Here is a 22,252-nt window from a genome sequence, read left to right as displayed (position 1 = left end):
TCCGATGTCACCGGCCGTATCCGTTAGAATCTCGTTCAGGTGTGCCGGGAAGACTGGTCGGCATGCGGTCGTGAATCTCCAGGCGCCGCCGGATGGGATGAGCGCCCGCAGCGCCGTCCACCCCGCCGAAAGGCCCACCGTGATCACCCGTGTTCGCTCCGAGCTCACCCGCTATCTACGCACCGAAACCGTCGGTGGCGCGCTGCTGCTCGTCGCCGCCGCCATCGCCCTGATCTGGGTGAACTCGCCCTGGGGCGCGAGCTATCAGACCATGGTCGACACCCGGCTCAGCATCTCCGCCCTGCACCTGGACCTCACCCTGGCCGACTGGACCAAGGACGGGCTGCTCGCGATCTTCTTCTTCGTCGCCGGGCTGGAGCTCAAACGCGAGTTCGTCGTCGGCGAGCTGGCCGATCCGAAGCGGGCCGCGCTGCCGATCATCGCCGCCGTCGGCGGTGTCATCACCCCGGCGCTGATCGCGATCACCATCGGCCACGGTGTGCCCGGCATGGACAACGGCTGGGCGATCCCGGTCGCCACCGACATCGCCTTCGCGCTCGCGGTCCTCGCCATGACCGGCTCACGCATCCCCGCCAGCGCGCGGGTGTTCCTGCTTAGCCTGGCCGTGGTCGACGATCTGCTCGCGATCATCCTCATCGCGGTGCTGTTCACCGCGTCGCTGTCGATGCTGTGGCTCGGTGTCGCGCTGGCCTGCTGCGCCGCCTGGGCGCTGGCGCAGCGGCAGCGGCTGCACACGCCGCTGTTCTATCTTCCCGTCGCGCTGGTCTGCTGGTACGCGCTGCACGAGGCGGGCATCCACCCGACGCTGGCCGGCGTCGCGCTCGGACTGCTCACCAGAGTGCGCAAGGACCCGGGCGAGAAGATCGCGCCCGCCACCCATCTCGAGCATGTCGTGCAGCCGATCTCGGCGGGATTCTGCGTGCCGCTGTTCGCGTTGTTCGCCTCCGGCGTGCCGCTGGACGCGGCGGTGTTCGGCTCGCTGTTCACCGACCGGTTGTCGCTGGCGATCATCCTCGGACTGCTGCTCGGCAAGACGATCGGCATCTTCGGGATCAGCTGGCTCGCGATCCGTTTCGGCGTGGCGAAACGACCGGCGGGGCTGGAGTATCGCGACATGTTCGCCCTGTCGGTACTCGGCGCGATCGGGTTCACCGTTAGCCTGCTGGTGGCGGAACTCGCGCTGGCCGATGTCGGTGACGACGCCATCGATCTGGCGAAGGCCGCCGTCCTGGTGACCTCCATGGCAGCATCGCTGCTCGGATCGGCGCTACTGTTGCGCCGAGGACGTGTGCACCAGGCGCGCCGCGACGCGGACGAGCTACAACCGGACAGTGAGGCCTAGTAGTGCCAGGACAGGGAGAAGGGTCGACGAAGTGAGTTACACCCAAGGCGGAAATGACGGTCGCACGGTCACTTCCATCCCGTTGACCGACGCCAACCCGCCCGGATCGGCGAGTATCGGCAGCCTCGTCCGCGATGCGACCGAGCAGATGTCCACCCTGGTCCGCGCCGAGGTCGCGCTGGCCAAGGCCGAGGTCACCGCCGAGGTCCGCAAGGGACTCACCGGCAGCGTGTTCTTCATCCTCGCGTTGACCGTGCTGCTGTTCAGCTCGTTCTTCTTTTTCTTCTTCCTCGCCGAACTGCTGGACGTGTGGCTGTACCGCTGGGCCGCGTTCCTGATCGTGTTCGTGCTGATGGTGGCGGCCACCGCGCTGCTCGCCCTGCTCGGCTGGCTGAAGGTCCGCAAACTGCGGGCGCCGGAGAAGACGATCAATTCGCTCAAGCAGACCGCCGAGGTCCTGCCCGCGGCGCTCACCCACAGTGAGCACGCTCCCGCGCTGGAGAAGTCGACCCGTCGATGACGCGCCGGGCGGGCCCGGTCGCGACGGCCGGACCCGCCTACTAGGCTCGATCGGCGTGTCGTCCAACTCATTCCCGGATCCGTCCAGCGTCCGTTACGACGGACCGTGGACCCACCGGGACGTGCACGCCAACGGGATCCGTTTCCACGTCGTCGAGGCCGACGGAACGGACCGTGCCGATGCCCCGCTGGTGCTGCTGCTGCACGGCTTCGCCGACTTCTGGTGGTCGTGGCGGCACCAGCTGACCGGGCTCACCCAGCACGGGTACCGGACCGTCGCCGTCGACCTGCGCGGGTACGGCGACACCGACAAGCCACCACGCGGCTATGACGGCTGGACCCTCGCCGGTGACATCGCCGGCCTGATCCGGGCGCTCGGCCACACCGAGGCCACGCTCGTCGGGCACGCCGAGGGCGGCCTGGTCTGCTGGGCCACCGCCGTGCTGCATCCCCGGCTGGTCCGCACGATCGCGCTGGTGAGCTCGCCGCACCCGGCGGCGTTGAAGAGCGCGGTACTGCGCGATCGGGCCCAGCGCGCCACCTGGCTGCCGGACTTCCTGCGCTACCAGCTGCCGCGCTACCCGGAACACCTGCTCACCCGCCGCGACGGCGCCGAGGTCGAGCGGCTGCTGCGTGAGCGGGTCGGCGAAACCTGGTCACGGACGGCAGAATTCGCCGAGACCGCGGCCCGGATGCGCACCGCCATCCGGATTCCCGGCGCCGCGCACAGCGCGCTGGAGTACCAGCGGTGGGCCTTCCGCAGCCAGTGGCGCCCCGACGGCAAGCGGTTCATGGCCACCATGCGCACGCCGATCGGCATTCCGGTGCTCGGGCTGCGCGGCGAACACGATCCGTATCTGCTGCCCACCACGTTCCACCGGGGGGCGCGCCTGTCGCCGGATCGGACGCTGGTGTCGATTCCCCGGGCCGGGCACTACGCGCACCAGGAGAACCCCGGCAAGGTCAACGAGGTACTGACCACCCGCTGGCGCGAACAGAACGGCGTCAACGGGTCGCCCAAGGACGGCTTGGTCTCCCCCTGAACGAGTTCGTCCCGGGCGGCTGGTGCCACCCGGGACGATTCGTCTCAGCTCAGGACGCAGGCCCCGGTGGGAACCGGAGCGCCGCTGGTCTGCGCGGCCGCCAGTTCCGGGGCGATCTCGTGCAGGGTCAGCACGTAGCCGGTGTCGTCGTCGGTGACGGCGGCGCCGAAGACCACGCCGAGCACCTGGCCCTCGGTGTCGACCAGCGGTCCGCCCGAGTTACCGGCCCGGACCTGGCCGCGCACCGTGTACACCTCGCGCTCGACGGTGCCGTCGCGGTGGATCGTCGGGCCCGTGAGGTCGAGGGTCTCGCGAACACGAGCGGCGCTGGCCGTGTACGGGCCGCCGCCCGGGTAGCCGAGCACGATCGCGCTCTCCCCCGAGCTCGCCGCCTGCGGCGCCTGCGGCACGACCGGCGCGGTCAGTCCGGGCACGTCGAGGACCGCGATGTCCTTGGACGGGTCGAACAGCACCACGCTGGCCTCCATCGGCCCACGCGCGGTATCGACCGACACGCTGGTGGTGCCCGCGACGACGTGCGCGTTGGTCATCACCCGTTCCGGCGCGACGACGAAGCCGGAGCCCTCCAGCGCCCGCTGGCAGCTGGGCGCGACACCGCGAATGCGCAGCACGCTCTGCTGTAGCGAGGCCGCGACCGGGCTGGCGAGCACGCTCGCGTCCGGCGGTTCGACCGCGGCGATCGGTGCCCGGCCGAACGGTCCGATGACGTCCGGCAGCCCGGAGGTGTTGAGCAGCCGCGAGAATTCGTTGGGCAGCTTGCGCAACCAGCTCGGCGCGACCTCGTTGACGTCGGCGAGCACCCGCGATCCGTTGATCGCGGCGGCGACGCCGGGTTGCGAGGCCGTGGCCAGCGGCAGGGCCAGCAACCAGGCCGCGACCAGCACGGTCGCCGCCTGTAGCACCGCGCCGATGACGCTGTCCACGCTGCGCGCCACGGGATGACGCATGCTGCTGCGCGCCGCGCGGCCGAGCACCATGCCCGCGACCTCGCCGACGATCACCAGCAGCACGATCAGCAGGATGCCGCCGAGGACCCGGCTGCGCCCCTCACTGAGGTGTTTGAGGATGTGCGGCGCGATCAGAATGCCGGCGACCGCACCCAGCGCGACGCCGAAGAAGGCCAGCGCCGACGCCACCGCGCCCTGCCGCCAGCCGGTCGACGCCGCCACCAGTGCGATCAGCACGACCGCGATATCGAGCCATACCGAGGCGCTCATACTTCCGCCTCACTGACGCTCGGCTCCAGCATGACCGCCGTGGCGGCTGCCCCGCTAGGCCGCTCGCTGCGCTCGCTCACAGGGTCATTCCGACCGCAGCCAGCGAGCTCTCCAAGTCACGCACGTCGCCCCGATCCCAGTCTCGTTCCCACCCAGCCGTTTTGATGATTCCGGCGAGGATACCGCCGGTGAGTCCCCAGACCAGCATGCCGTCGACCTGGAAAGCGGGACTCTGGTAGCCGAGACTGCCACGCACCATGAATCTGTGTGCCGGATCGAGCAATTCGGTCAGCGGAATACGGACGACACGCTCGGTTTCCGCCGGATCGACGACGCCGACCGCGCTGGGTGCTCGCCAGTAGCCGAGGACCGGAGTCACGTCGAATTTCGACGGCGGAACGAACAATTTCGGCAGCATGGCGAAGGGCTGCACGCCCGCGGGGTCCAGGCCGGTCTCCTCGGCGGCCTCGCGCAGCGCGGTGCCGACCGGGCCGTCGTCGCCGGGGTCCTCGGCGCCGCCGGGGAAGGCGATCTGACCGCGGTGCTGGCGCATGGTCGACGCGCGCTGGGTGAGCAGCACGTCGGCATCGGCGGGCAAGCCGCCCAGCGCGGCGGGATCGGCGTCGGGCGAACCGCCGAAGAGGACGAGCACGGCGGCCTGACGCGGCTTGCCGGTGATCGACATGGCCCGGCGCAGGGCGCGGGAGACGGCGAGGGTGTCGTCGGCGTCGGGGCCGCCGTGCCGGATCGCGGCGGTCAGCCAGGACGGAAGACCGGACTCGTCCAGCCGTAGTACACCGTTCATCACAACGTCCTTCGTCATACCGCGATCCGAACGCCGAGCTCCTCGGCCACCGTGTCGGCGATGTCGGCGACATCGGCGAACGTGCGGACCTCGACACTGGCAATCGTGCCGTCCGCGCGCACGAGCACCGACACCGGGAGTACCGCGGGCGCGCCGACGGCGGTGCGCACGCTCGCCCGCGGGTCCTCGACACCGGGCAGCGTGACGCCCAATCCGTCGAGTCGCGACAGCGCCTTCACCTCGTCGGGGTCGCTGTGCACGGTCAGCACGGTGAGCTGCGAGCCCGCGCGCTGCGCGAATTCCTGCAGGTGGGGCAGCTCGACGGCGCACGGACCGCACCAGTAGGCCCACAGATTGAGCAGCGCGGGCTTGCCGCCGAGCGCGGCGGCGAGGTCGACGGGCGCGCCGTCGGCGAGACAGTGCAGGGAGATCCCGGCCAGCGGACCCGATCCGGGCGCCTGCGCCTGCGCCGGACACGGGGCCAGGCCCGCCGCCGCCCGCTGCTCGGCCGACGCCGTCGCTGGCTGCTCGACCCGCGACGCCGACGGGCCGGCGTCCTCGGAACCACCGCGCGGCCACAGCGCCACCGCCGCGGCGACGACCAGGATCAGCGCGGCCAGCGCCCAGCGGAAGGCGGGTCGCCGCACCGGCGACGGTTCGGCGGGATCACTCACAGGCCGACCATATCGAGCAGATGTTCGCGCTCAGGACCCTTGACCAGTTCGGCCGCCGCCACCGGATCGGTCGGCCCGATCCCGAACGACGGGCAGTCGTTGGCGAGGACACAGGCGCCGCAAGCGGGCTTGCGCGCATGACACACCCGGCGACCGTGAAAGATCACCCGATGCGAGAGCATCGTCCACTCCTTGCGCTCGATCAGCTCGCCGACCGCGTGTTCGACCTTGACCGGATCCTCGTCCTCGGTCCACTTCCAGCGCCGCACCAGCCTGCCGAAGTGGGTGTCGACGGTGATTCCGGGCACATCGAAGGCATTGCCGAGGATGACGTTCGCAGTCTTGCGTCCGATGCCCGGCAGCTTCACCAGTTCCGGCAGGGTGTGAGGCAATTCACCGTCGAATTCGCTGACCAGCGCCTGCCCGAGCCCGATCAGCGAACTGGTCTTGTTCCGGTAGAAGCCCGTCGGCCGGATGTATTCCTCCAGCTCGGCCCGGTTGGCCTCAGCGTAGTCGCGCGCGCTGCGGTACTTCGCGAACAGCGCGGGAGTGGTGAGGTTCACGCGGACGTCGGTGCACTGGGCCGACAGGATCGTCGCGACGGCCAGCTCCAGCGGCGTGGTGAAATCCAGCTCGCAGTGCGCGTCGGGAAAGGCCGCACCGAGGGTGCGGTTCATCCGACGTGCCCGGCGGACGAGTCCGATCCGCGTTTCCGCAGCTATCGCACGGTTCTTGCGCTTACGCGCCGCGGAGATGCCGGTGGGCGCCGCAGCCGTTTCGGCGTCGCCGGCGGGCGCGGTGGAGGGGGAAACGGGCACCTGTCCACCATACGTAACCGCTACGACAACATTGGGCGGTCAGTTTGCCGCCTGTGTTCCATCTGAGACCTGGACCGTGTTTACTGCCTGTCATGCAAGGACTCGCTGTGGTGCTCTTCCCAGTGCTGTTGATGCTGTTCGCGCTGGGGATGGAGCGGGTCGAGAATCGGCTCCGAAAGCTTCTCGAACCCGACGAAGAGGTTCAGCAGTACCTGGACAACGCCAGCAACGCCGAAGTGAAAGAGCTGACGAAGCTCGGCCTCCCCGCCGCGGTCGCGCGGATGCGCAAGCGCCGCTCACGGACCGCCGAAATGGACGTCGCTCGGGCCAGCTGATCGTCGCTCCGCCGCGGGCACAACCCCCCGTTCACACTCCGCGCACAGTGCGCAATCCACTCTTTACGTGGTGTCTGTCACTGTGCTGCCGCGAGGCCGCGTAGACTGCGCTGTTGGTCGATTCGCTCGACCAGGTTCGCAAGCCATATCCCATAAGGAGCACATTCGTGGACGAGGCCCTCGCCAGAGCAGGCATCTTCCAAGGCGTCGAGCCCACCGCGGTGGCCGCGCTCGCCAAGCAGCTGCAGCCCGTAGATTTTCCGCGCGGCCACGTCATCTTCAACGAGGGCGAACCCGGCGATCGGCTGTACATCATCACCTCGGGCAAGGTGAAGATCGGTCGTCGGTCCCCCGACGGCCGGGAAAACCTGCTGACCATCATGGGTCCGTCCGACATGTTCGGTGAACTGTCGATCTTCGACCCGGGCCCGCGTACCTCGACCGCCACCACGGTCACCGAGGTCCGCGCGGTGACGATGGACCGTGACGCGCTCAAGGCGTGGATCGATCAGCGTCCCGAGATCGCCGAGCAGCTGCTGCGCGTATTGGCCCGACGCCTTCGCCGCACCAACAACAACCTCGCCGATCTGATCTTCACCGACGTGCCCGGTCGCGTCGCCAAGGCGTTGCTGCAGCTCGCTCAGCGTTTCGGCACCCAGGAAGCGGGCGCGCTGCGCGTGACCCACGACCTCACCCAGGAAGAGATCGCCCAGCTGGTCGGCGCCTCCCGTGAAACCGTGAACAAGGCCCTGGCCGACTTCGCGCATCGCGGCTGGCTGCGACTCGAGGGCAAGAGCGTCCTGATCTCGGACTCCGAGCGGCTCGCACGTCGCGCTCGCTGATCGAGTAGTTAGACGACGTCTCGGCACGCCGGGACCACCGGTGCGGCTCCGCAGGAAGAGGGCCTCGTCCGCACCAGGGTGGTTCCGGCGTGCCGTCGTCGTTTCAGCGGGTACGCCGGACAGGCCGCAGGCCGACGTGCCGAACAGCGCACGTCGGCTCCCGGGCCGGGCTCAGGCCCCGCGTTCGGCCCGCAGATATTCCAGCTGTGCCTTCACCGAGCTACGCGCGGCGGGCCACAGTCGTTTGTCCACGTCGGCGTACACCTTGCGGACGACCTCGAAAGCGCCCGCGTCCTGGCCCAGTTCGACCAGGGCCGCCCGGATCTGATCGAGCCGCTCACGCCGGTGGTTCAGGTAGTATTGCACCACCGGAGCCGCGTCGGGATGATCGGGACCGTGCGCGGGCAGCAGTGCCCGGCCCGCGCCGTGGTGCCGCAGCAGTTCCAGCGACCGCAGGAAATCGGCCAGCGCGCCCGAGGACGAGGCGAGCACCGTGGTGCCCTGCCCGAGCACCGTGTCACCGGTGATGATCGCGTCGTCGAGCACGAAACTCACCGAGTCGCCGGTGTGGCCCGGGGTGGCGAGCACCGAGATCCGCACACCGGCCGCCTCGATCAGCTCGCCGTCGACGAGCGGGGTCACCTCGCCGCGCAGATGCTCGGTCTCCACCGACCGCACCGGCGTCCCGGTGGCTTTCACCAGGTGATCGATGCCGCCGGTGTGGTCGTGGTGGTGATGGGTGATCAGGGTCAGCGCGACCCGGCCACCGGTGGCCGCGACGATCGCGGCCGTGTGCTTCTTGTCCTTCGGACCCGGATCGACGACCACGTAGTCGTCGCTGCCGGGGGCGCGCAGCAGCCAGGTGTTGGTCCCGTCGAGCGTCATCTGCGACGGATTGTCCGCCAGCAACACCGATGCCGTCGGCGTGACCGCCCTGACCTGGCCGTACGCGGGGTGTTCCAGTGCCATGACGGCTGCCTATCCGACTGCTCGGTCCAACTCGACGATCAATTCCACCTCGACGGGAGTGTTCTTCGGCAGCTCCGAGACACCCACCGCGGAGCGCGCGTGCACGCCCGCCTCGCCGAACACCTCGCCGAGGAACTCCGAGGCGCCGTTGATGACGATCGGCTGATCGGTGAATCCCGGTGCGGAGTTGACGAACCCGACGACCTTCACGATCCGCACCACCCGGTCGAGCCCGACCAGATCGTGCACCGCGGCCAGCGCGTTCAGCGCGCACAGCCGCGCGGCCTCCTTGGCCTGCTCCACATCGACGTCCGCGCCGACCTTGCCGACCGACGACAGCTCACCGTCGACGAAGGGCAGCTGGCCGGAGGTGTAGACCAGCGAACCGGTGCGCACGGCCGGGATGTAGGCCGCGACGGGAGCGGCGACCGGCGGCAGGGTGACCCCGAGCCGATCGAGCGCGTCCTTCCACGCGGTGGCCACGGCTACTTCTGCCGCTTCAGGTAGGCGACGTGCTGCTCGCCGGTCGGTCCGGGCAGCACCGTGACCAGCTCCCAGCCGTCGGCGCCCCACTGGTCGAGGATCTGCTTGGTCGCGTGCGTCAACAGCGGCACGGTCGCGTACTCCCACAGGGTGACTTCACTCATGGTGTGAGTTTAGGGCGCACCCCGACCACGGCCGAGAAACGGGTTATAGGCTCGGCCACGTGGGAGCACCAACAGCAGAGCCGGTTTCGTCGGTTCCCGAACCGTCGACCGGATGGCCACAGCGCGCGGCCACCGCCCGCTTGCACTACGTCACCGGCAAGGGAGGCACCGGCAAGTCGACCGTTTCGGCCGCACTCGCGCTCGCCCTGGCCGCAGGGGGACGCAAAGTGCTGTTGGTCGAGGTGGAGAGCCGTCAGTCCATCGCGCAGTTGTTCGACCGGCCGCCGCTGCCGCCTACCGAGACCCAGATCGCCAGCGCCGACGGCGGCGGCGAGGTGTTCGCGCTCGCCCTCGACATCGAGCACGCGTTCCTGGAATACCTCGACATGTTCTACAACCTCGGCTTCGCCGGCCGGGCGATGCGGCGGATGGGCGCAATCGAGTTCGTCACCACCATCGCTCCCGGTCTGCGCGATGTGATCCTCACCGGCAAGATCAAGGAATGCGCGGTGCGCGCCGACAAGAACGGCAAGCCCGCCTACGACGACATCGTCGTCGACGCCCCGCCGACCGGCCGGATCGCGAGCTTCCTCGATGTCACCCAGGCCATGGCCGAGATCGCCAAGGGCGGCCCGATCGCCTCGCAGGCCGAGGGCGTGTCCAAGCTGCTGCATTCGGACCAGACGATGATCCACCTGGTCACCCTGCTCGAGGCGCTGCCGGTGCAGGAGACCGCCGACGCGGTCGCCGAGCTGGCGGCCAACGACTTGCGGATCGGGACGGTGATCGTCAACCGGGCGGCCGAATCCCGGCTCACCGCCGTCGATCGTGAGCTGGCCGTGCGCGGCGAGCTCGACACCACCGACATCGCCGCCAGTCTGGCGAAGGCCGGAATCACCCTGCCCGACGAGGATTTCGCCGGTTTGCTCACCGAGACCGTCGACCACGCCGTCATGCTGACCGCCCAGGACGAGAGCGCCGCCGAACTGGCGCGCGTGGACGTCCCCCAGCTGCACCTGCCCGACCTCGGCGAGGGCATGGACCTGGGCGGACTCTACGAACTGGCAGAACAGCTATCGGCGCAGGGAGTGCGATGAGCGAGCAAGTGACCACCACGCCCCCGCTGGACGTCTCCCGGATCATCGCCGATCCGACGGCCCGCGTGATCGTCTGCTGCGGTTCCGGCGGCGTCGGCAAGACCACGACCGCCGCCTCGATCGCGCTGCGGGCCGCGGAGGCGGGCCGCAAGGTCGTGGTGCTCACCATCGATCCGGCGCGCAGGCTCGCGCAGTCGCTGGGTGTGGCCGAGCTGGACAACACCCCGCAGCGCGTCGACCTGGGCCCCGAGGTGCCCGGTGAGCTGCACGCGATGATGCTGAACATGCGCCGCACCTTCGACGACATGGTGCTCGAGCACACCAGCGCCGAGAAGGCCGAGCAGATCTTCGCCAACCCGATCTATCAGACGGTGGCCTCGTCCTTCGGCGGCACGCAGGAGTACATGGCGATGGAGAAGCTCGGTCAGCTGGCCGGGCACAAGGAGTGGGACCTGATCGTGGTCGACACTCCGCCCTCACGCAACGCGCTGGACTTCCTGGACGCGCCCAAACGGCTCGGCACCTTCCTCAACGGCAAGATGATCCGGCTGATCATGGCGCCGGGCCGGGGCGTCGGCCGGTTCGTCACCGGGGCGATGAGCCTGGCGATGCGCGGTGTGTCGACGATCGTCGGCGGCCAGATGCTCAAGGACGCCTCGACATTCCTGCAGTCGCTGGAATCGCTGTTCGGCGGTTTCCAGGACCGGGCCGAGCGCACCTTCGCGATGCTGTCCAAGCCGGGCACGCACTTCCTCGTGGTCGCCGCGCCCGAGCCCGACGCGCTGCGCGAGGCGTCGTTCTTCGTCGACCGGCTGTCCACCGAGCAGATGCCGCTGGCCGGCCTCGTGCTCAACCGGACGCACCCCGCGCTGTCGGGGCTGCCGGCCGATCACGCGCTGACCGCCGCCGACCAGCTCGCGGAGACGGACCCGCTCGCCGCGTCGGTGCTGCGCATCCACGCCGAGCGGGTGGCGACGGCGAAGCGGGAACAGCGGTTGCTGCATCGCTTCACCGGCGCCCATCCGCGGGTCCCGATCGTTTCGGTCACCGCGCTGCCGTTCGAGGTCTCCGACCTGGAGGCTTTGCGCGCGGTCGGCGACCAGTTGGCGGGCAAACCCGCCGCGGTCTGAGCCGACCTGCCCGAATCCAGAGCTCGATTCAGACTTATCGGCTATAGCTCACAGTCTCGTAACATCCGCCAACGGCGCCGATTCCGCAAACTCCGCGGTCTCGGCGCCGTTTGTGATAACGCTGCGGTCTCGCCTGCTAGATCGCCACCTGATGCTGGCGCTGGGCCTGGAAGAAGTCGGCCCACGACGTCACATCGGGATGCTGCTTGAGCAACGCGCGTCGCTGTCGCTCGGTCATCCCGCCCCACACTCCGAACTCCACCCGGTTGTCCAGCGCATCGGCACCACACTGCATCAACACGGGGCAATGGCGGCAGATCGTCGCCGCCTTGCGCTGCGCCGCACCACGAACGAACAGCTGATCAGGGTCCACTTCCTTGCATCGCGCCTGGGCAACCCAAGCGATCCTTGCCTCGGCCTGCTCTACATCCAGTCGAGCGATGGGGGTTGTGATGTGCATTTGATGTGCCCCTTTGCAGTCCGAACACCGTTGTGCGGCGCTCCAGAATCGCGAGCGCGGATCACAGCAACCCAACTACCGCTGCGGTCCGCACCACATTCCACTTTGAGTGTTAGCTCTATCACACTGGGTTCTCAATCTAGGTAAAGGTATGGCGGTTACGCAAGACCGCTCCCCGATTTTTTGGTACGGCCGTCCATTCAAATCAGGGATCCGACCGGGCAGTCCTGCTGTTCACCGGCGTGGCCGGGCGCGACACGCCGATGTGATCATTTTGTTGACACGCCCGAGCAACCCCCCTGGCACCGACCGGACATCCCCTGTCGAGCAGCACAGCCGTGAACACCGCCACCCCACCCTTTAGGCTGGGCTGGTGCCGATCACTCAAACGCTCGCGAGGCTGGCCGGCAGCTGCGCGCTGGCCTCCGTGCTAGTCGCCGGGCTGTTGTTCCCCTTGGCCGGTGGATTCGGGTTCATCTCCAACCGAGCCGCCGATGCCGTCGACAACGTCTCAGCCGAACTGGTGGAAGGCACGGTCCCGGCCGTCTCGACCATGGTCGACGCGAACGGCGCACCCATCGCCTGGCTCTACGAGCAGCGACGCTTCGAGGTGCCGAGCGATCGCATCTCCAACAACATGAAGCTGGCGATCGTGTCCATCGAGGACAAGCGCTTCGCCGACCACAAGGGCGTCGACTGGCAGGGCACGCTGCGCGCGTTCCTCACCAACACCTCCTCCGGCGAGGTGCAGCAGGGCGCGTCGACGCTGGACCAGCAGTACGTGAAGAACTTCAACCTGCTCGTCGTCGCGAAGACCGACCAGGAACGCCGCGCCGCGATCGAGACCACCCCGGCGCGCAAGCTGCGCGAGATCCGGATGGCGCTCACGCTCGACCGCGAGCTGAGCAAGGACGAGATCCTCACCCGCTATCTGAACCTGGTGCCCTTCGGCAACGGCTCCTACGGCGTCCAGGACGCCGCCCAGACCTACTTCGGCATCGACGCCGCCGACCTCAACGTCACCCAGTCGGCGATGCTCGCGGGCATGGTGCAGTCCAGCTCCAAGCTGAACCCGTACACCAACGTCCAGGGCGTCACCGATCGCCGCAACACGGTGCTCGACACGCTCATCCAGAACATCCCCAACCGCGCGGAGGAGTTCCGCAAGGCCAAGTCCGAACCGCTCGGCGTGCTGCCCGAGCCGAAGGGCCTGCCGCGCGGCTGCATCGCCGCCCACGACAAGGGCTTCTTCTGTGACTACGCGCTGCAGTACCTGGCCGAGTCGGGCATCAGCCGCGAGCAGATCGACAAGGGCGGCTACCTGATCAAGACCACCCTCGATCCGGTCCTGCAGGAATCGGTCAAGCGGTCGGTGAACGAGCAGGCCGACCCCAACCTCGACAACATCGCCGAGGTCATGTCGGTGATCGCACCTGGGCAGGATTCGCACCCCGTCCTGGCGATGGCGTCGAGCCGCACCTACGGCCTGGACCGCGACGCCAACGAGACGCTGCTCGGCCAGCCGTACTCGATGGCCGGTGACGGCGCGGGCTCGATCTTCAAGCTGTTCACCACCGCCGCCGCGATGGAGAAGGGCCTCGGCATCGCCGCCCAGGTGGACGTGCCGGGCACCTACGCCGCCAAGGGCATGGGTTACTCGAACTCGCCGGGCTGCCCCGCGGACTCCTGGTGCGTCAAGAACGCGGGCAACTACCCCGGGTCGATGTCGTTGACCGACGCGCTCGCGACCTCGCCCAACACCGCCTTCGTGAAGATGATCCAGGACGTCGGCGTCGCCTCCGCGGTGGACATGGCCGTCCGCCTCGGCATGCGGTCCTACACCGATCCGGGCACCTCCGGGCACGGCAACACGAGCCTGGCCGACCACATCAAGAACAACAACATGGGCTCGTTCACCCTCGGCCCGTTCGCGATCAACCCGCTGGAACTGTCGAATGTCGCCGCCACGATCGGCTCGGCGGGCAAGTGGTGCCCGCCCTCGCCCATCAAGGAGGTCACCGACCGCACCGGCAAGCCCGTCCCGCTCACCCAGCAGGCGTGCGAGCAGGTCGTCGACCCCGGGCTGGCCAACACCCTCGCCAACGCGATGAGCAAGGACGACGTCAGCGGCACCGCCGCGGGCGCGGCGCGGGCCGCAGGCTGGGCGGCGCCGATGTCGGGCAAGACGGGCACCACCGAGAGCCACCGCTCCTCGGCGTTCCTCGGCTTCACCAACTCGCTGGCGTCGTCGGTCTACGTCTACGGCGACAGCCCGACCCCCGGCGAGATCTGCTCGTTCCCGCTGCGCAACTGCGGCGCCAGCAATGCCGCGGGCCTGTTCGGTGGTAACGAACCGGCGCGCACCTGGTTCAACGCCATCAAGCCGGTCATGGACCGGTTCCCGCCGCCCGCCCTGCCGCCGGTGGACGACAAGTACGTCCGCGGCGCGAACAACTCCCAGGTTCCGGACGTGGCGGGCAAGTCACAGGGCGAGGCGACCTCGATCCTGTCCGGCGCCGGTTTCCAGGTCTCGGCGGTGACCAGTCCCGGCTCGCAGGCCAAGGGCACCGTGATGGGCAGTTCGCCGAACGGCTCGGCGATTCCGGGCTCGGTCGTCACGATCTACATCAGTGACGGCTCGGTCCGCGTGCCCGCGCCGACCACGCCGCCGCCCGCGGCGCCCGCGCCCGCGCTGCCCGGTCTCCCGCAGATCCCGCGTCTGCCACCGATCCCGATTCCGGTGCCGCGCTAGCAACGACACAGGGCCGCCGTCCTCGAAGGACGGCGGCCCTGTTCGTCGGCCAGGCAGGTCAGAGCCGGGCTTTGACCGCCGCGGACAGCCGCGAACCGTCGGCCTTGCCCTCGGCGAGCGCGGTGGCCACCTTCATGACCTGACCCATCTGCTTCATTCCGGGCCGTTCGCCGATCGCCTCGGCGACCTGGGCGATCGCGGTGTCGGCGACCTGGGCGACCTCGGCCTCGGTCAGCTGCCGGGGCAGGTACTGCTCGATGACCTCTTCCTCGGCACGCTCGTTGGCGGCCAGTTCGCCACGCCCGTTCTGCTCGTAGATCACCGCCGACTCGTTGCGCTTCTTGGCTTCCTTCTGCAGCACGGCGACGACCTCGGCATCGGAGAGTTCCTTCGCCTGCGCTCCCGAGACCTCGGCGTTCTGGATCGCGGCGAGCAGCATCCGCAGGGTCGACAGACGCAGAGTGTCCTTGGCTTTCATCGCGGCGGTCATATCCGCGCGCAGTTGCGATTTCAGTTCCGACATGCGCCTCACGCTAGCTGTTCACCTCGCGGAGTCCCATCACATTTTCATCGCAACGCAAACATTCCGCGCCGGGGCGCGGTTCTCGGCCCTGTAACCCCGATTCTTCCCTCCTCCGGGCACTCCTTCGTCGCACCCTCCGGTCGGTCCAGAATCGGGGGCGGGCCGAGAATTCTTATCACTTGTGCGGAAACACACGCGCCGTTCCGGGAGGGGGTCGCCTATGCTGGGCAAATGCCCGTTATCTCGACGTCCGCTGTCCGCCGAACCGCGTTGGGAGCCGCCGGGGCCGCCGTCGCCGGTATCGGCTACGCCACGCTGATCGAACGGAACGCGTTCGTCCTGCGCGAAGCCACGATGCCGGTCCTCACGCCCGGCTCGCCGACGCTGCGAATTCTGCACGTCAGCGACCTGCACATGATGCCGGGCCAACAGCTCAAACAGCAGTGGCTGCGCGAACTCGACCGGCTCGAACCCGACCTGGTCGTGAATACCGGCGACAATCTTTCGCACCCCAAGGCCGTGCCCGCCGTCGTGCAATCACTCGGTGCGCTGCTGGCCCGTCCCGGTCTGTTCGTGTTCGGTTCGAACGACTATTTCGCGCCGGTGCCGAAGAATCCGCTGAAGTATTTCAAGAAGGATCATCGCCGCGTTTACGGCGACCCGCTGCCCTGGCAGGATCTGCGCGCGGCGTTCACCGAGCGCGGCTGGCTGGACCTGACCCACACCCGTCGCGACCTCGAGGTGGCGGGCATCCGCATCGCGAGCGCGGGCGTCGACGATCCGCATCTGCAGCGCGATCGCTACGACACCGTCGCGGGCGCGCCCAACCAGCTCGCGCAGCTGAGCATCGGCGTCACCCACTCGCCCGAGCCCCGGGTGCTCGACCGTTTCGCCGAGGACGGCTACGACCTCGTGCTGGCCGGTCACACGCACGGTGGGCAGCTGGTCGTGCCCGGTTACGGCGCGCTGGTGACCAACTGCGGCATCGACAAGTCCCGGGTGAAGGGCGCCTCGCAATGGGGCGAGCACACCCAGCTGCATGTCTCGGCGGGCATCGGCACCTCGCCGTGGGCGCCCTACCGGTTCTGCTGCCGCCCGGAGGCCACCCTGTTGACGCTGGTCGGTGCCCCGCCGAAGCGGCCCTCGGCCGACACCGGCTACGGCATCTCGGCATCGGAGGCCGTCGCCCGCTAGGGTTGCGCCCCGAACGACGTTTGTCAGTAGGGGATGACAGTGAGCAGTGGATCCGACGACCGGCGCAACGACCCGACCGTATTCGGCGGCTCCGGTGCACCCGACCCAGCAGACGCGCAGTGGCAGCGTCCCGGTGCGGTGAACCCACCCCCGGGCGCGCCGACGCCGTCGGATCCCCCTGCGGGACAACCCAACCCCGACCCCACCACGGTCTGGACCCCCGGCAGCACGGGCCTCCCGCCCACTCTGCGCTGGGACGGCTCCGGCCCACCACCCCCGCTGCCCGATCCGACCCAGTGGACCCCGGCAGGCCCCCAACAATGGGACAATTCGCCCACCGGCCAGGCCGAGCCGCCCCAGTGGGGGACTCCGGCGGCACCCTGGCCCGGAGCCAATCCACCTGCCGGACAACCTGGTTCCCCGCAGCCGTGGCAGCAACCAGGCCAGGCCGACGCCACCCAACTGCGCAACCCCGCCGAACCCGCGCCATGGCCCGGCGGTAATCCACCGGCCGCGCAGCCCGGGCAGGCGGACCCGACCCAGCTGGGGAATCCAGCGATGGCATGGCCCGGAGCGAATCCTCCTGCCGGACAGCCCAGCTCACCCCAACCAGGGCAAGCCGACCCCACCCAATTGCGCGGCCCCGCCGCACCCTGGCCGGACGCGTACCCCGGGCAGGCCGACGCGACCCAGTTGCGCACTCCGAACGCGGGGTGGCCCGGCTCGAATCCGCCCGGAGATCAGCAGTGGGGTGTGCCCGCGGGGCAGCCGCAGTGGGGCGCCTCGAACCAGCAATGGAATCCGGCTGTGGGGCAGCCGAATCCAGCCCAGCCGTGGGGACAGCCGCAGCAGCAGTACGGTGAGGTCCCGCCGCTCGAGCAGTTCGGCAACCAGCCCTACGGACAGCCGCCCTACGGACAGCCGGGCCGAAAGTCCGGCAGCAAGGCCGTGGTCTGGGTGGCGGCCGGGGTCGCCGCACTGCTGCTGGCCGGCGGCGTCATCACCGCCTTCGCGCTGACCCGTGGCGACAACGACCCGACCACCACCGCGAGCGGCAGCACCACCCCGTCGATGGTCAGCGCCCTCACCACCACCGACGCACCACTGCCGACCAGCAAGTCGAAGCCCAGCTCCACCACCCCGTCCCCCTCCGGCGCCGCGGGCAACCGCACGCCGCTCATCGCCGGCTACCAGGTGGTGGCCTCCCCCGACCGGGGCGCGGCCTACGACGTCCCGCCGAGCTGGAAGGTCGCCACGGAGACGACCATCGGCGGCGTCGGCGAGCCCCCGGGCGACACCGTCATCGGCAAGGGCTACGCCACCGACGGCCGCGACTACTGCCCCGGCTCCACCCGCACCATGTCGCTGCTCACCGGCTCCAAGCAGGCCGACCACGCCGCGGCGGGCGCCGAGCTCGGCACCAAGGCCGCGCCCCTGGCCTACTCGGGCGCCACCGGCACCCCCGGTCCGGCCCAGCCGCTGAAGTCGATCGACGGCAAGACCGAGGGCATGTTCACCGAGACCACCGGCACCGTCCCCACACCCAAGCCCGGCTGCGCGTCCACCTTCTCCATCTACACCTACGCGTTCAAAGGCTCGAAGGACGGCAGCTTCGTCATGGTCATGATCGCCGACACCGGCGTCCCCGACGCCATCGACGCCGCCACCGCCAAGCGCATCTTCAGCTCCGTCCGAGCCCTCAACTAGCCCCCTGACCAGCCGGTTTAACAATCCCCGCCACCTCGTTGTAAGCTACTTCAGGTTCGCCTCACGGGGTGTGGCGCAGCTTGGTAGCGCGCTTCGTTCGGGACGAAGAGGTCGCAGGTTCAAATCCTGTCACCCCGACGTGTTGGTTGAGACACAGAAGAGCCCCTGATCAGTTCGCTGGTCAGGGGCTCCTCGTATTTCCGGACCATTCTCCCGGTACTCGGCCGGAAAGGGCTCCGCCACCGCGGAAGCGATCGCCCACCCGTCGGGTCGGATCAGTGGTGCTCGCGGCGGGTGGGTCGAGGGACGGACGCACCGCGGAGCAGGGGTTCTTCGTAAGTCGGGGGTGTTTCGCGGTCGAGGGGGTTGGGCCACCAGACGGTGATGGCGATGACCGAGAACAAGCCGAGGATGAGGGCCAGGATGGCGGCGGAGGTGTTCATGGGACGCCCTTCCGGGGTGAGCGGAGTGGGAGCGCGACGGCGGGCTCGCAGCAAAGACTGCGCGCGGACTGTGTCACCGGAGGTTCCCTGCGTGTTCGAAAGTGGTTGAGAAGTGCTCTCCACGCGGACGCGCCCGTGGTGAGACGGGCGGTGTGAGGACCCGATAACCTGCCGCTTACTTTCTGTCACTTGATAGAAATTCCCGGTCGATAGCGTATACACCCATGTCGACAAGGGTGGATGCACCGGATGACGGCGCGAGCAGACCGCTGCGCGACGTCGTGTACGCGACGCTGCGCGCGGAGTTGATGAACGGCGACATCCGCTTCGGCGAGCGCCTCACCGAGCCGAAGCTGTCGACCAGATTCGGCATCTCCCGTACGCCGGTGCGCGAGGCGCTGACCATGCTGTGCTCGGACGGCCTGCTGGAGCGCGAGGAGTTCGGGTTCAGCCCGGTCCGGCCGAGCGTGGCCCGCATCCGCGACCTGTACGAACTGCGGCTGACGCTGGAACTGGGCGGGATGACCCGGGTGCGCACCGACCCCGCGCTCACCCACGACGAGCGGCTGCTGCGCGCCGAGCAGCAACGCTGGCTGGCCCTCCAGGCCGACCCGCCCGCCCAGGAACCGGGATTCGTCGTGGTCGACGAGGAATTCCACGTCGCCCTGCTGACCGCGGCGGGCAACACCGAGATGGTGCGCGCGCTGATCGCGGTGAACTCCCGCATCCGCCATGTGCGCATGTACGACTTCATGATCAACAACCGCATCGAGACCACGATCAGCGAGCACCTCGGCATCCTCGACGCCGTCCTCGCAGGCGAGCTCGAGCTGGCCCAGCGGCTCCTGCACACCCACATCGGCGACTCGCTCGATGTCGTGCTCGACCGCATCTCGCGCGCCGTCGCCGCCATGTCCATGAGCGATTAAGGAGACCCGCCATGTCAGCAGGACTACTCGACACCGCGACACCGACCGCCAGGGTCGCCGCGGCCTACGCGCGGATCGCCGAGGTGGACCGTCCCGAGGTCTGGATCACGCTGCGCCCGGAAAGCGAACTCGCCGGTGAGGCAGTGGAACTGGAGCGCCGGATCGCCGCGGGCGAGCAACTGCCGCTGGCGGGCTCACTCCTCGCCGTGAAGGACAATGTCGACGTCGCGGGCCTGCCGACCACCGCGGCCTGCCCCGAATTCGCCTATCCGGCCGCCGAAACCGCCGTGGCGGTGGCGCGTCTGGTCGCGGCGGGCGCGCTGGTGCTCGGCAAGACGAACCTGGACCAGTTCGCCACCGGCTTGGTCGGCACCCGCAGCCCGTACGGCGCGGTCCGCAACGCCCGGTACCCCGAATTGATCTCCGGCGGTTCGAGTTCCGGCTCGGCGGCCGCGGTCGCCCTCGGCATCGCCGACCTCGCGATCGGCACCGACACCGCGGGCTCGGGCCGGGTACCCGCGGCGCTGCACGGCATCGTCGGCATCAAAGCCAGCCTGGGCGTGATCCCCGCGCACGGCGTCGTCCCCGCGTGCGCGGACTACGACGCGGTCACCGTCTTCGCCGCCGACCTGGACCTGGCCGTCACCGCCGCCAAGACCATGGCGGGCCCGGATGCCCGCGATCCGCGCAGCCGCGCCTGGCCCGCCGACGTGCGCCTGGCCGCCTCGCCCCAGCCGAAGGTGGCGATCCCCCGCCCCGACGATCTCGCGCCACTGAGCCCCGCCTACCGGCATGCCTTCACCGAAACCGTCGCCACGCTGCGCGATCAGGGTGTCGCGGTGCACGAGATCGACATCTCCCCGCTGCTGGACGCGGCCCGGCTGCTCTACGACGGCGCGATCGTCGCCGAGCGGTACGCGGCCGTCGGCGAGTTCGTCGACAAGGGCGCGCCGGGCCTCGACCCCACCGTGGCGGCCATCATCGGCGCCGCGAAGGAACTGGACGCACCGGCCTTCGCCACCGATCTCGACACCCTCGCCGGGGCCCGCGCCACCGCCACGGCCCTGCTGACCGGCTACGACGGCCTGCTGCTGCCGACCACCACCGAGCATCCTTCGATCGCCGAGGTGGCCGCCGATCCCGTGGCCATCAACCGCAGGCTCGGCACCTACACCAACTTCTGCAACCTGCTCGACCTCGCCGCCGTCGCGGTCCCCGGCGCGCCGACGGCCGACGGCCTGCCGTTCGGCGTGATGGCGGTCGTCCCCGCCTTCGCCGACCAACTCGCCGTCGACCTGGCCGCCCGCCTCACCGGCACCCCGTCGCCGCTGCTGGTGGAAACCGGTGTGCCGCTGGCGGTTTTCGGCGCGCATCTGCGCGGACAGCCACTGCACTGGCAGCTCGAGCAGCTCGGCGCCCGGTTCGCCGGCCAGATCACCACCAGCGACGCCTACCGCCTGACCGCGCTCGACACGACGCCGCCCAAGCCCGGGCTGGTCCGCCACGGCGACGGCCTCGGCGCACCGATCCTGGGCGAGCTGTTCCTCGTCTCCCCCGGCGGCCTCGGCCGCTTCCTGGCCCAGCTGCCGCCGCCGATGGCGCTGACCAGTATCGAGCTGTCCGACGGCCGCTCGGTGGTCGGCTTCGCGTGCAGCTACGACGCCGCCGTCGCCGCCACCGACATCACCGGTTACGGGGGCTGGGTGGCGTATCTGCGGGCTCGCTGACGGCGATCCCCAGCTCGGTGAGCAGGTCCGTCACGCGGCGGCCGATGTCGTCGCGGATGGGCCGCACCAGCTCCAGTTCCAGGCCGGCCGGGTCCTCGATGATCCATTCCGCGTAGCGCACGCCGGGCACCAGCGGACAGGTGTCGCCGCAGCCCATCGTGACGATCACGTCGGCGGCCCGGATGATCTCGTCGGTCCACGGCTTCGGATACTCGCGGGAGATGTCGATGCCCACCTCCGCCATCGCCGCCACCGCGGCCGGATTGAGCTGCTCACCCGGCACCGACCCGCCCGACCAGGCGACGGCGCGACCCAGCGCCAGTTCCTCGAAGAAGCCGAGCGCCATCTGCGACCGGCCCGCGTTGTGCGTGCACAGGAACAGCACCGTCGGGCGCGGTGTCGCGACCTTGCCTTCGACCTTGGCCAGCGCTTGGAGTCGCTGTCGGCCGAAACGTTCCGCCAGCAGCGGGAGATACAAAGTCACCGTCGCCCTGGCGGCGAAGTCGTCGTAGGAGGAGTGCAGGAAACGATGGATCGTCTCCAGCTCGAACATCGTCGCGAATTCTTCGCGCAGCCGTCCCTCGGCACGATCCAGCGCGTCTCGGTGCTCGGCGATTTCGACCACTCCCCAACCCTGACGGCGAACGCCGCCGAACGCAAACGACCGGGCCGGTCACCCCTCGATCGGACCGGCCCGGTCGGCGTACCCCGCGACACCTTCGGAACAGCTCCGGCCCAGCCCTTCGGTGTGGTTACCGTCGGCAGTGCGTCTTCAGCGTCTGGAAGAGCCACCTTCTGGTCTGCACCGCCGGGTCCGACTGATCACCCCTCGAGACCGGTCGGACCCGGTTGTTCCGGTGTCTGGAGAAAGGATGCGATGCCCGTCTCGAGAGGTTCTTAAGAACAACTTGTCAGCACAGGCCGGTTCATCGGCGATGATGGAAGTACCGACAAGATGGAGAGCGACGATGGAGACCTTGATCGTCTGGTTGCTGGCGAGCCTGCTGTACTGGTTCAGCAACTTCTGACCGAAACGA

23 protein-coding genes and 1 tRNA gene are annotated in these 22,252 nt (G+C 69.2%); 13 read left to right on the top strand and 11 right to left on the bottom strand.

The window, feature by feature from the left end:
• Positions 1 to 97 precede the first annotated feature (97 nt).
• From nhaA to Q7X29_RS03095, 3 genes are read left to right on the top strand one after another with little or no spacing between them, the layout of a single operon-like run.
• Positions 98 to 1,363 (top strand): Na+/H+ antiporter NhaA, encoded by a 1,266-nt coding sequence (gene nhaA, locus Q7X29_RS03105; RefSeq protein WP_218715851.1) that lies wholly within the window; start codon positions 98 to 100, stop codon positions 1,361 to 1,363.
• A gap of 31 nt (positions 1,364 to 1,394) precedes the next feature.
• Complete coding sequence (locus tag Q7X29_RS03100; protein ID WP_218715850.1) at positions 1,395 to 1,883, top strand: phage holin family protein; 489 nt, start codon at positions 1,395 to 1,397, stop codon at positions 1,881 to 1,883.
• Between the two features lie 55 nt (positions 1,884 to 1,938).
• Entirely contained in the window at positions 1,939 to 2,925 is a 987-nt protein-coding gene (locus Q7X29_RS03095) for an alpha/beta fold hydrolase (RefSeq protein ID WP_218715849.1), read from the top strand.
• Between the two features lie 44 nt (positions 2,926 to 2,969).
• Here Q7X29_RS03095 and Q7X29_RS03090 read toward each other — a convergent pair whose 3' ends face one another.
• The 4 genes from Q7X29_RS03090 to nth all read right to left on the bottom strand — a co-directional run bounded on the left by Q7X29_RS03090 (position 2,970) and on the right by nth (position 6,319).
• The gene (locus Q7X29_RS03090; protein WP_218715848.1) at positions 2,970 to 4,163 is read right to left on the bottom strand and encodes a MarP family serine protease; all 1,194 of its coding nucleotides are present in this window, start codon (positions 4,161 to 4,163) and stop codon (positions 2,970 to 2,972) included.
• A gap of 76 nt (positions 4,164 to 4,239) precedes the next feature.
• Positions 4,240 to 4,968, bottom strand: a complete 729-nt coding sequence (locus tag Q7X29_RS03085) for an NUDIX hydrolase (protein WP_316573210.1) — start codon at positions 4,966 to 4,968, stop codon at positions 4,240 to 4,242.
• Between the two features lie 14 nt (positions 4,969 to 4,982).
• Positions 4,983 to 5,642 carry a TlpA family protein disulfide reductase gene (locus tag Q7X29_RS03080; RefSeq protein ID WP_316573209.1) on the bottom strand — a complete coding sequence of 220 codons (660 nt, stop codon included), beginning with the start codon at positions 5,640 to 5,642 and terminating at the stop codon, positions 4,983 to 4,985.
• Positions 5,639 to 6,319 carry an endonuclease III gene (gene nth, locus Q7X29_RS03075; RefSeq protein ID WP_218716987.1) on the bottom strand — a complete coding sequence of 227 codons (681 nt, stop codon included), beginning with the start codon at positions 6,317 to 6,319 and terminating at the stop codon, positions 5,639 to 5,641. Before nth ends, Q7X29_RS03080 begins: the two co-directional genes overlap by 4 nt.
• A 233-nt stretch (positions 6,320 to 6,552) precedes the next feature.
• Here nth and Q7X29_RS03070 point away from each other — a divergent pair, with 233 nt between their 5' ends.
• Positions 6,553 to 6,795: a hypothetical protein gene (locus Q7X29_RS03070; RefSeq protein WP_255587266.1), complete on the top strand. Its 243-nt coding sequence runs from the start codon at positions 6,553 to 6,555 to the stop codon at positions 6,793 to 6,795.
• A gap of 167 nt (positions 6,796 to 6,962) precedes the next feature.
• The gene (locus Q7X29_RS03065) at positions 6,963 to 7,637 is read left to right on the top strand and encodes a Crp/Fnr family transcriptional regulator (protein WP_019044571.1); all 675 of its coding nucleotides are present in this window, start codon (positions 6,963 to 6,965) and stop codon (positions 7,635 to 7,637) included.
• Between the two features lie 171 nt (positions 7,638 to 7,808).
• Here Q7X29_RS03065 and Q7X29_RS03060 read toward each other — a convergent pair whose 3' ends face one another.
• From Q7X29_RS03060 to Q7X29_RS03050, 3 genes are read right to left on the bottom strand one after another with little or no spacing between them, the layout of a single operon-like run.
• Positions 7,809 to 8,606, bottom strand: a complete 798-nt coding sequence (locus Q7X29_RS03060) for an MBL fold metallo-hydrolase (RefSeq protein ID WP_218716981.1) — start codon at positions 8,604 to 8,606, stop codon at positions 7,809 to 7,811.
• Positions 8,607 to 8,615: 9 nt separating this feature from the next.
• Positions 8,616 to 9,089 (bottom strand): RidA family protein, encoded by a 474-nt coding sequence (locus Q7X29_RS03055; RefSeq protein ID WP_218716980.1) that lies wholly within the window; start codon positions 9,087 to 9,089, stop codon positions 8,616 to 8,618.
• A 2-nt stretch (positions 9,090 to 9,091) separates the two neighbouring features.
• Positions 9,092 to 9,253 (bottom strand): DUF4177 domain-containing protein, encoded by a 162-nt coding sequence (locus Q7X29_RS03050; RefSeq protein ID WP_019044568.1) that lies wholly within the window; start codon positions 9,251 to 9,253, stop codon positions 9,092 to 9,094.
• A gap of 59 nt (positions 9,254 to 9,312) precedes the next feature.
• Between Q7X29_RS03050 and Q7X29_RS03045 the strand changes: the two genes are divergently transcribed.
• Positions 9,313 to 10,350: an ArsA family ATPase gene (locus Q7X29_RS03045; RefSeq protein ID WP_218716979.1), complete on the top strand. Its 1,038-nt coding sequence runs from the start codon at positions 9,313 to 9,315 to the stop codon at positions 10,348 to 10,350.
• Positions 10,347 to 11,480: an ArsA family ATPase gene (locus Q7X29_RS03040; protein ID WP_218716978.1), complete on the top strand. Its 1,134-nt coding sequence runs from the start codon at positions 10,347 to 10,349 to the stop codon at positions 11,478 to 11,480. Before Q7X29_RS03045 ends, Q7X29_RS03040 begins: the two co-directional genes overlap by 4 nt.
• A 136-nt stretch (positions 11,481 to 11,616) precedes the next feature.
• On the opposite strand, the gene Q7X29_RS03035 is transcribed toward Q7X29_RS03040, so the two are convergent.
• Positions 11,617 to 11,940: a WhiB family transcriptional regulator gene (locus tag Q7X29_RS03035; RefSeq protein WP_019044565.1), complete on the bottom strand. Its 324-nt coding sequence runs from the start codon at positions 11,938 to 11,940 to the stop codon at positions 11,617 to 11,619.
• 373 nt (positions 11,941 to 12,313) lie between these two features.
• On the opposite strand from Q7X29_RS03035, the gene Q7X29_RS03030 reads away from it, so the two are divergent.
• Entirely contained in the window at positions 12,314 to 14,692 is a 2,379-nt protein-coding gene (locus Q7X29_RS03030; RefSeq protein ID WP_218716977.1) for a penicillin-binding protein, read from the top strand.
• Positions 14,693 to 14,750: 58 nt separating this feature from the next.
• Here Q7X29_RS03030 and Q7X29_RS03025 read toward each other — a convergent pair whose 3' ends face one another.
• Positions 14,751 to 15,215: a GatB/YqeY domain-containing protein gene (locus Q7X29_RS03025; protein ID WP_218716976.1), complete on the bottom strand. Its 465-nt coding sequence runs from the start codon at positions 15,213 to 15,215 to the stop codon at positions 14,751 to 14,753.
• A gap of 231 nt (positions 15,216 to 15,446) precedes the next feature.
• On the opposite strand from Q7X29_RS03025, the gene Q7X29_RS03020 reads away from it, so the two are divergent.
• The 3 genes from Q7X29_RS03020 (at position 15,447) to Q7X29_RS03010 (ending at position 18,254) form a co-directional block, all read left to right on the top strand.
• Positions 15,447 to 16,409: a metallophosphoesterase gene (locus tag Q7X29_RS03020; RefSeq protein WP_218716975.1), complete on the top strand. Its 963-nt coding sequence runs from the start codon at positions 15,447 to 15,449 to the stop codon at positions 16,407 to 16,409.
• 39 nt (positions 16,410 to 16,448) lie between these two features.
• Entirely contained in the window at positions 16,449 to 18,116 is a 1,668-nt protein-coding gene (locus Q7X29_RS03015; RefSeq protein ID WP_316573208.1) for a hypothetical protein, read from the top strand.
• Positions 18,117 to 18,180: 64 nt separating this feature from the next.
• Positions 18,181 to 18,254, top strand: a tRNA-Pro gene (locus tag Q7X29_RS03010).
• A 137-nt stretch (positions 18,255 to 18,391) separates the two neighbouring features.
• On the opposite strand, the gene Q7X29_RS03005 is transcribed toward Q7X29_RS03010, so the two are convergent.
• Positions 18,392 to 18,559, bottom strand: a complete 168-nt coding sequence (locus Q7X29_RS03005; RefSeq protein ID WP_218716973.1) for a hypothetical protein — start codon at positions 18,557 to 18,559, stop codon at positions 18,392 to 18,394.
• 224 nt (positions 18,560 to 18,783) lie between these two features.
• On the opposite strand from Q7X29_RS03005, the gene Q7X29_RS03000 reads away from it, so the two are divergent.
• Both Q7X29_RS03000 and atzF read left to right on the top strand, forming a co-directional pair.
• Positions 18,784 to 19,488, top strand: coding sequence for a GntR family transcriptional regulator (locus Q7X29_RS03000; protein WP_316573207.1), 705 nt, complete (start codon positions 18,784 to 18,786; stop codon positions 19,486 to 19,488).
• A gap of 11 nt (positions 19,489 to 19,499) precedes the next feature.
• Entirely contained in the window at positions 19,500 to 21,215 is a 1,716-nt protein-coding gene (gene atzF / locus Q7X29_RS02995; RefSeq protein WP_316573206.1) for an allophanate hydrolase, read from the top strand.
• Here atzF and Q7X29_RS02990 read toward each other — a convergent pair.
• Positions 21,172 to 21,840 carry an arsenate reductase ArsC gene (locus Q7X29_RS02990; RefSeq protein ID WP_308248390.1) on the bottom strand — a complete coding sequence of 223 codons (669 nt, stop codon included), beginning with the start codon at positions 21,838 to 21,840 and terminating at the stop codon, positions 21,172 to 21,174. The two genes, atzF and Q7X29_RS02990, sit on opposite strands and share 44 nt — an antisense overlap.
• Between the last annotated feature and the right edge of the window lie 412 nt (positions 21,841 to 22,252).

The sequence above is a fragment of the Nocardia canadensis genome (assembly GCF_032656385.1).
GTDB classification, from domain to species: domain Bacteria; phylum Actinomycetota; class Actinomycetes; order Mycobacteriales; family Mycobacteriaceae; genus Nocardia; species Nocardia canadensis.
The sequence above is the reverse complement of the archived record's forward strand: the minus strand, read 5'-3'. Positions and strand labels throughout refer to the sequence as shown.

Excerpts from the sequence above, each read along its gene's own strand:
- nhaA (WP_218715851.1), top strand. The coding sequence starts at position 98 with ATGAGCGCCCGCAGCGCCGTCCACCCCGCCGAAAGGCCCACCGTGATC.
- Q7X29_RS03090 (WP_218715848.1), bottom strand. The coding sequence starts at position 4,163 with ATGAGCGCCTCGGTATGGCTCGATATCGCGGTCGTGCTGATCGCACTG.
- Q7X29_RS03085 (WP_316573210.1), bottom strand. The coding sequence starts at position 4,968 with ATGAACGGTGTACTACGGCTGGACGAGTCCGGTCTTCCGTCCTGGCTG.
- nth (WP_218716987.1), bottom strand. The coding sequence starts at position 6,319 with ATGAACCGCACCCTCGGTGCGGCCTTTCCCGACGCGCACTGCGAGCTG.
- Q7X29_RS03070 (WP_255587266.1), top strand. The coding sequence starts at position 6,553 with ATGCAAGGACTCGCTGTGGTGCTCTTCCCAGTGCTGTTGATGCTGTTC.
- Q7X29_RS03060 (WP_218716981.1), bottom strand. The coding sequence starts at position 8,606 with ATGGCACTGGAACACCCCGCGTACGGCCAGGTCAGGGCGGTCACGCCG.
- Q7X29_RS03050 (WP_019044568.1), bottom strand. The coding sequence starts at position 9,253 with ATGAGTGAAGTCACCCTGTGGGAGTACGCGACCGTGCCGCTGTTGACG.
- Q7X29_RS03040 (WP_218716978.1), top strand. The coding sequence starts at position 10,347 with ATGAGCGAGCAAGTGACCACCACGCCCCCGCTGGACGTCTCCCGGATC.
- Q7X29_RS03035 (WP_019044565.1), bottom strand. The coding sequence starts at position 11,940 with ATGCACATCACAACCCCCATCGCTCGACTGGATGTAGAGCAGGCCGAG.
- Q7X29_RS03025 (WP_218716976.1), bottom strand. The coding sequence starts at position 15,215 with ATGTCGGAACTGAAATCGCAACTGCGCGCGGATATGACCGCCGCGATG.
- Q7X29_RS03020 (WP_218716975.1), top strand. The coding sequence starts at position 15,447 with ATGCCCGTTATCTCGACGTCCGCTGTCCGCCGAACCGCGTTGGGAGCC.
- Q7X29_RS03005 (WP_218716973.1), bottom strand. The coding sequence starts at position 18,559 with ATGAACACCTCCGCCGCCATCCTGGCCCTCATCCTCGGCTTGTTCTCG.
- Q7X29_RS03000 (WP_316573207.1), top strand. The coding sequence starts at position 18,784 with ATGTCGACAAGGGTGGATGCACCGGATGACGGCGCGAGCAGACCGCTG.
- atzF (WP_316573206.1), top strand. The coding sequence starts at position 19,500 with ATGTCAGCAGGACTACTCGACACCGCGACACCGACCGCCAGGGTCGCC.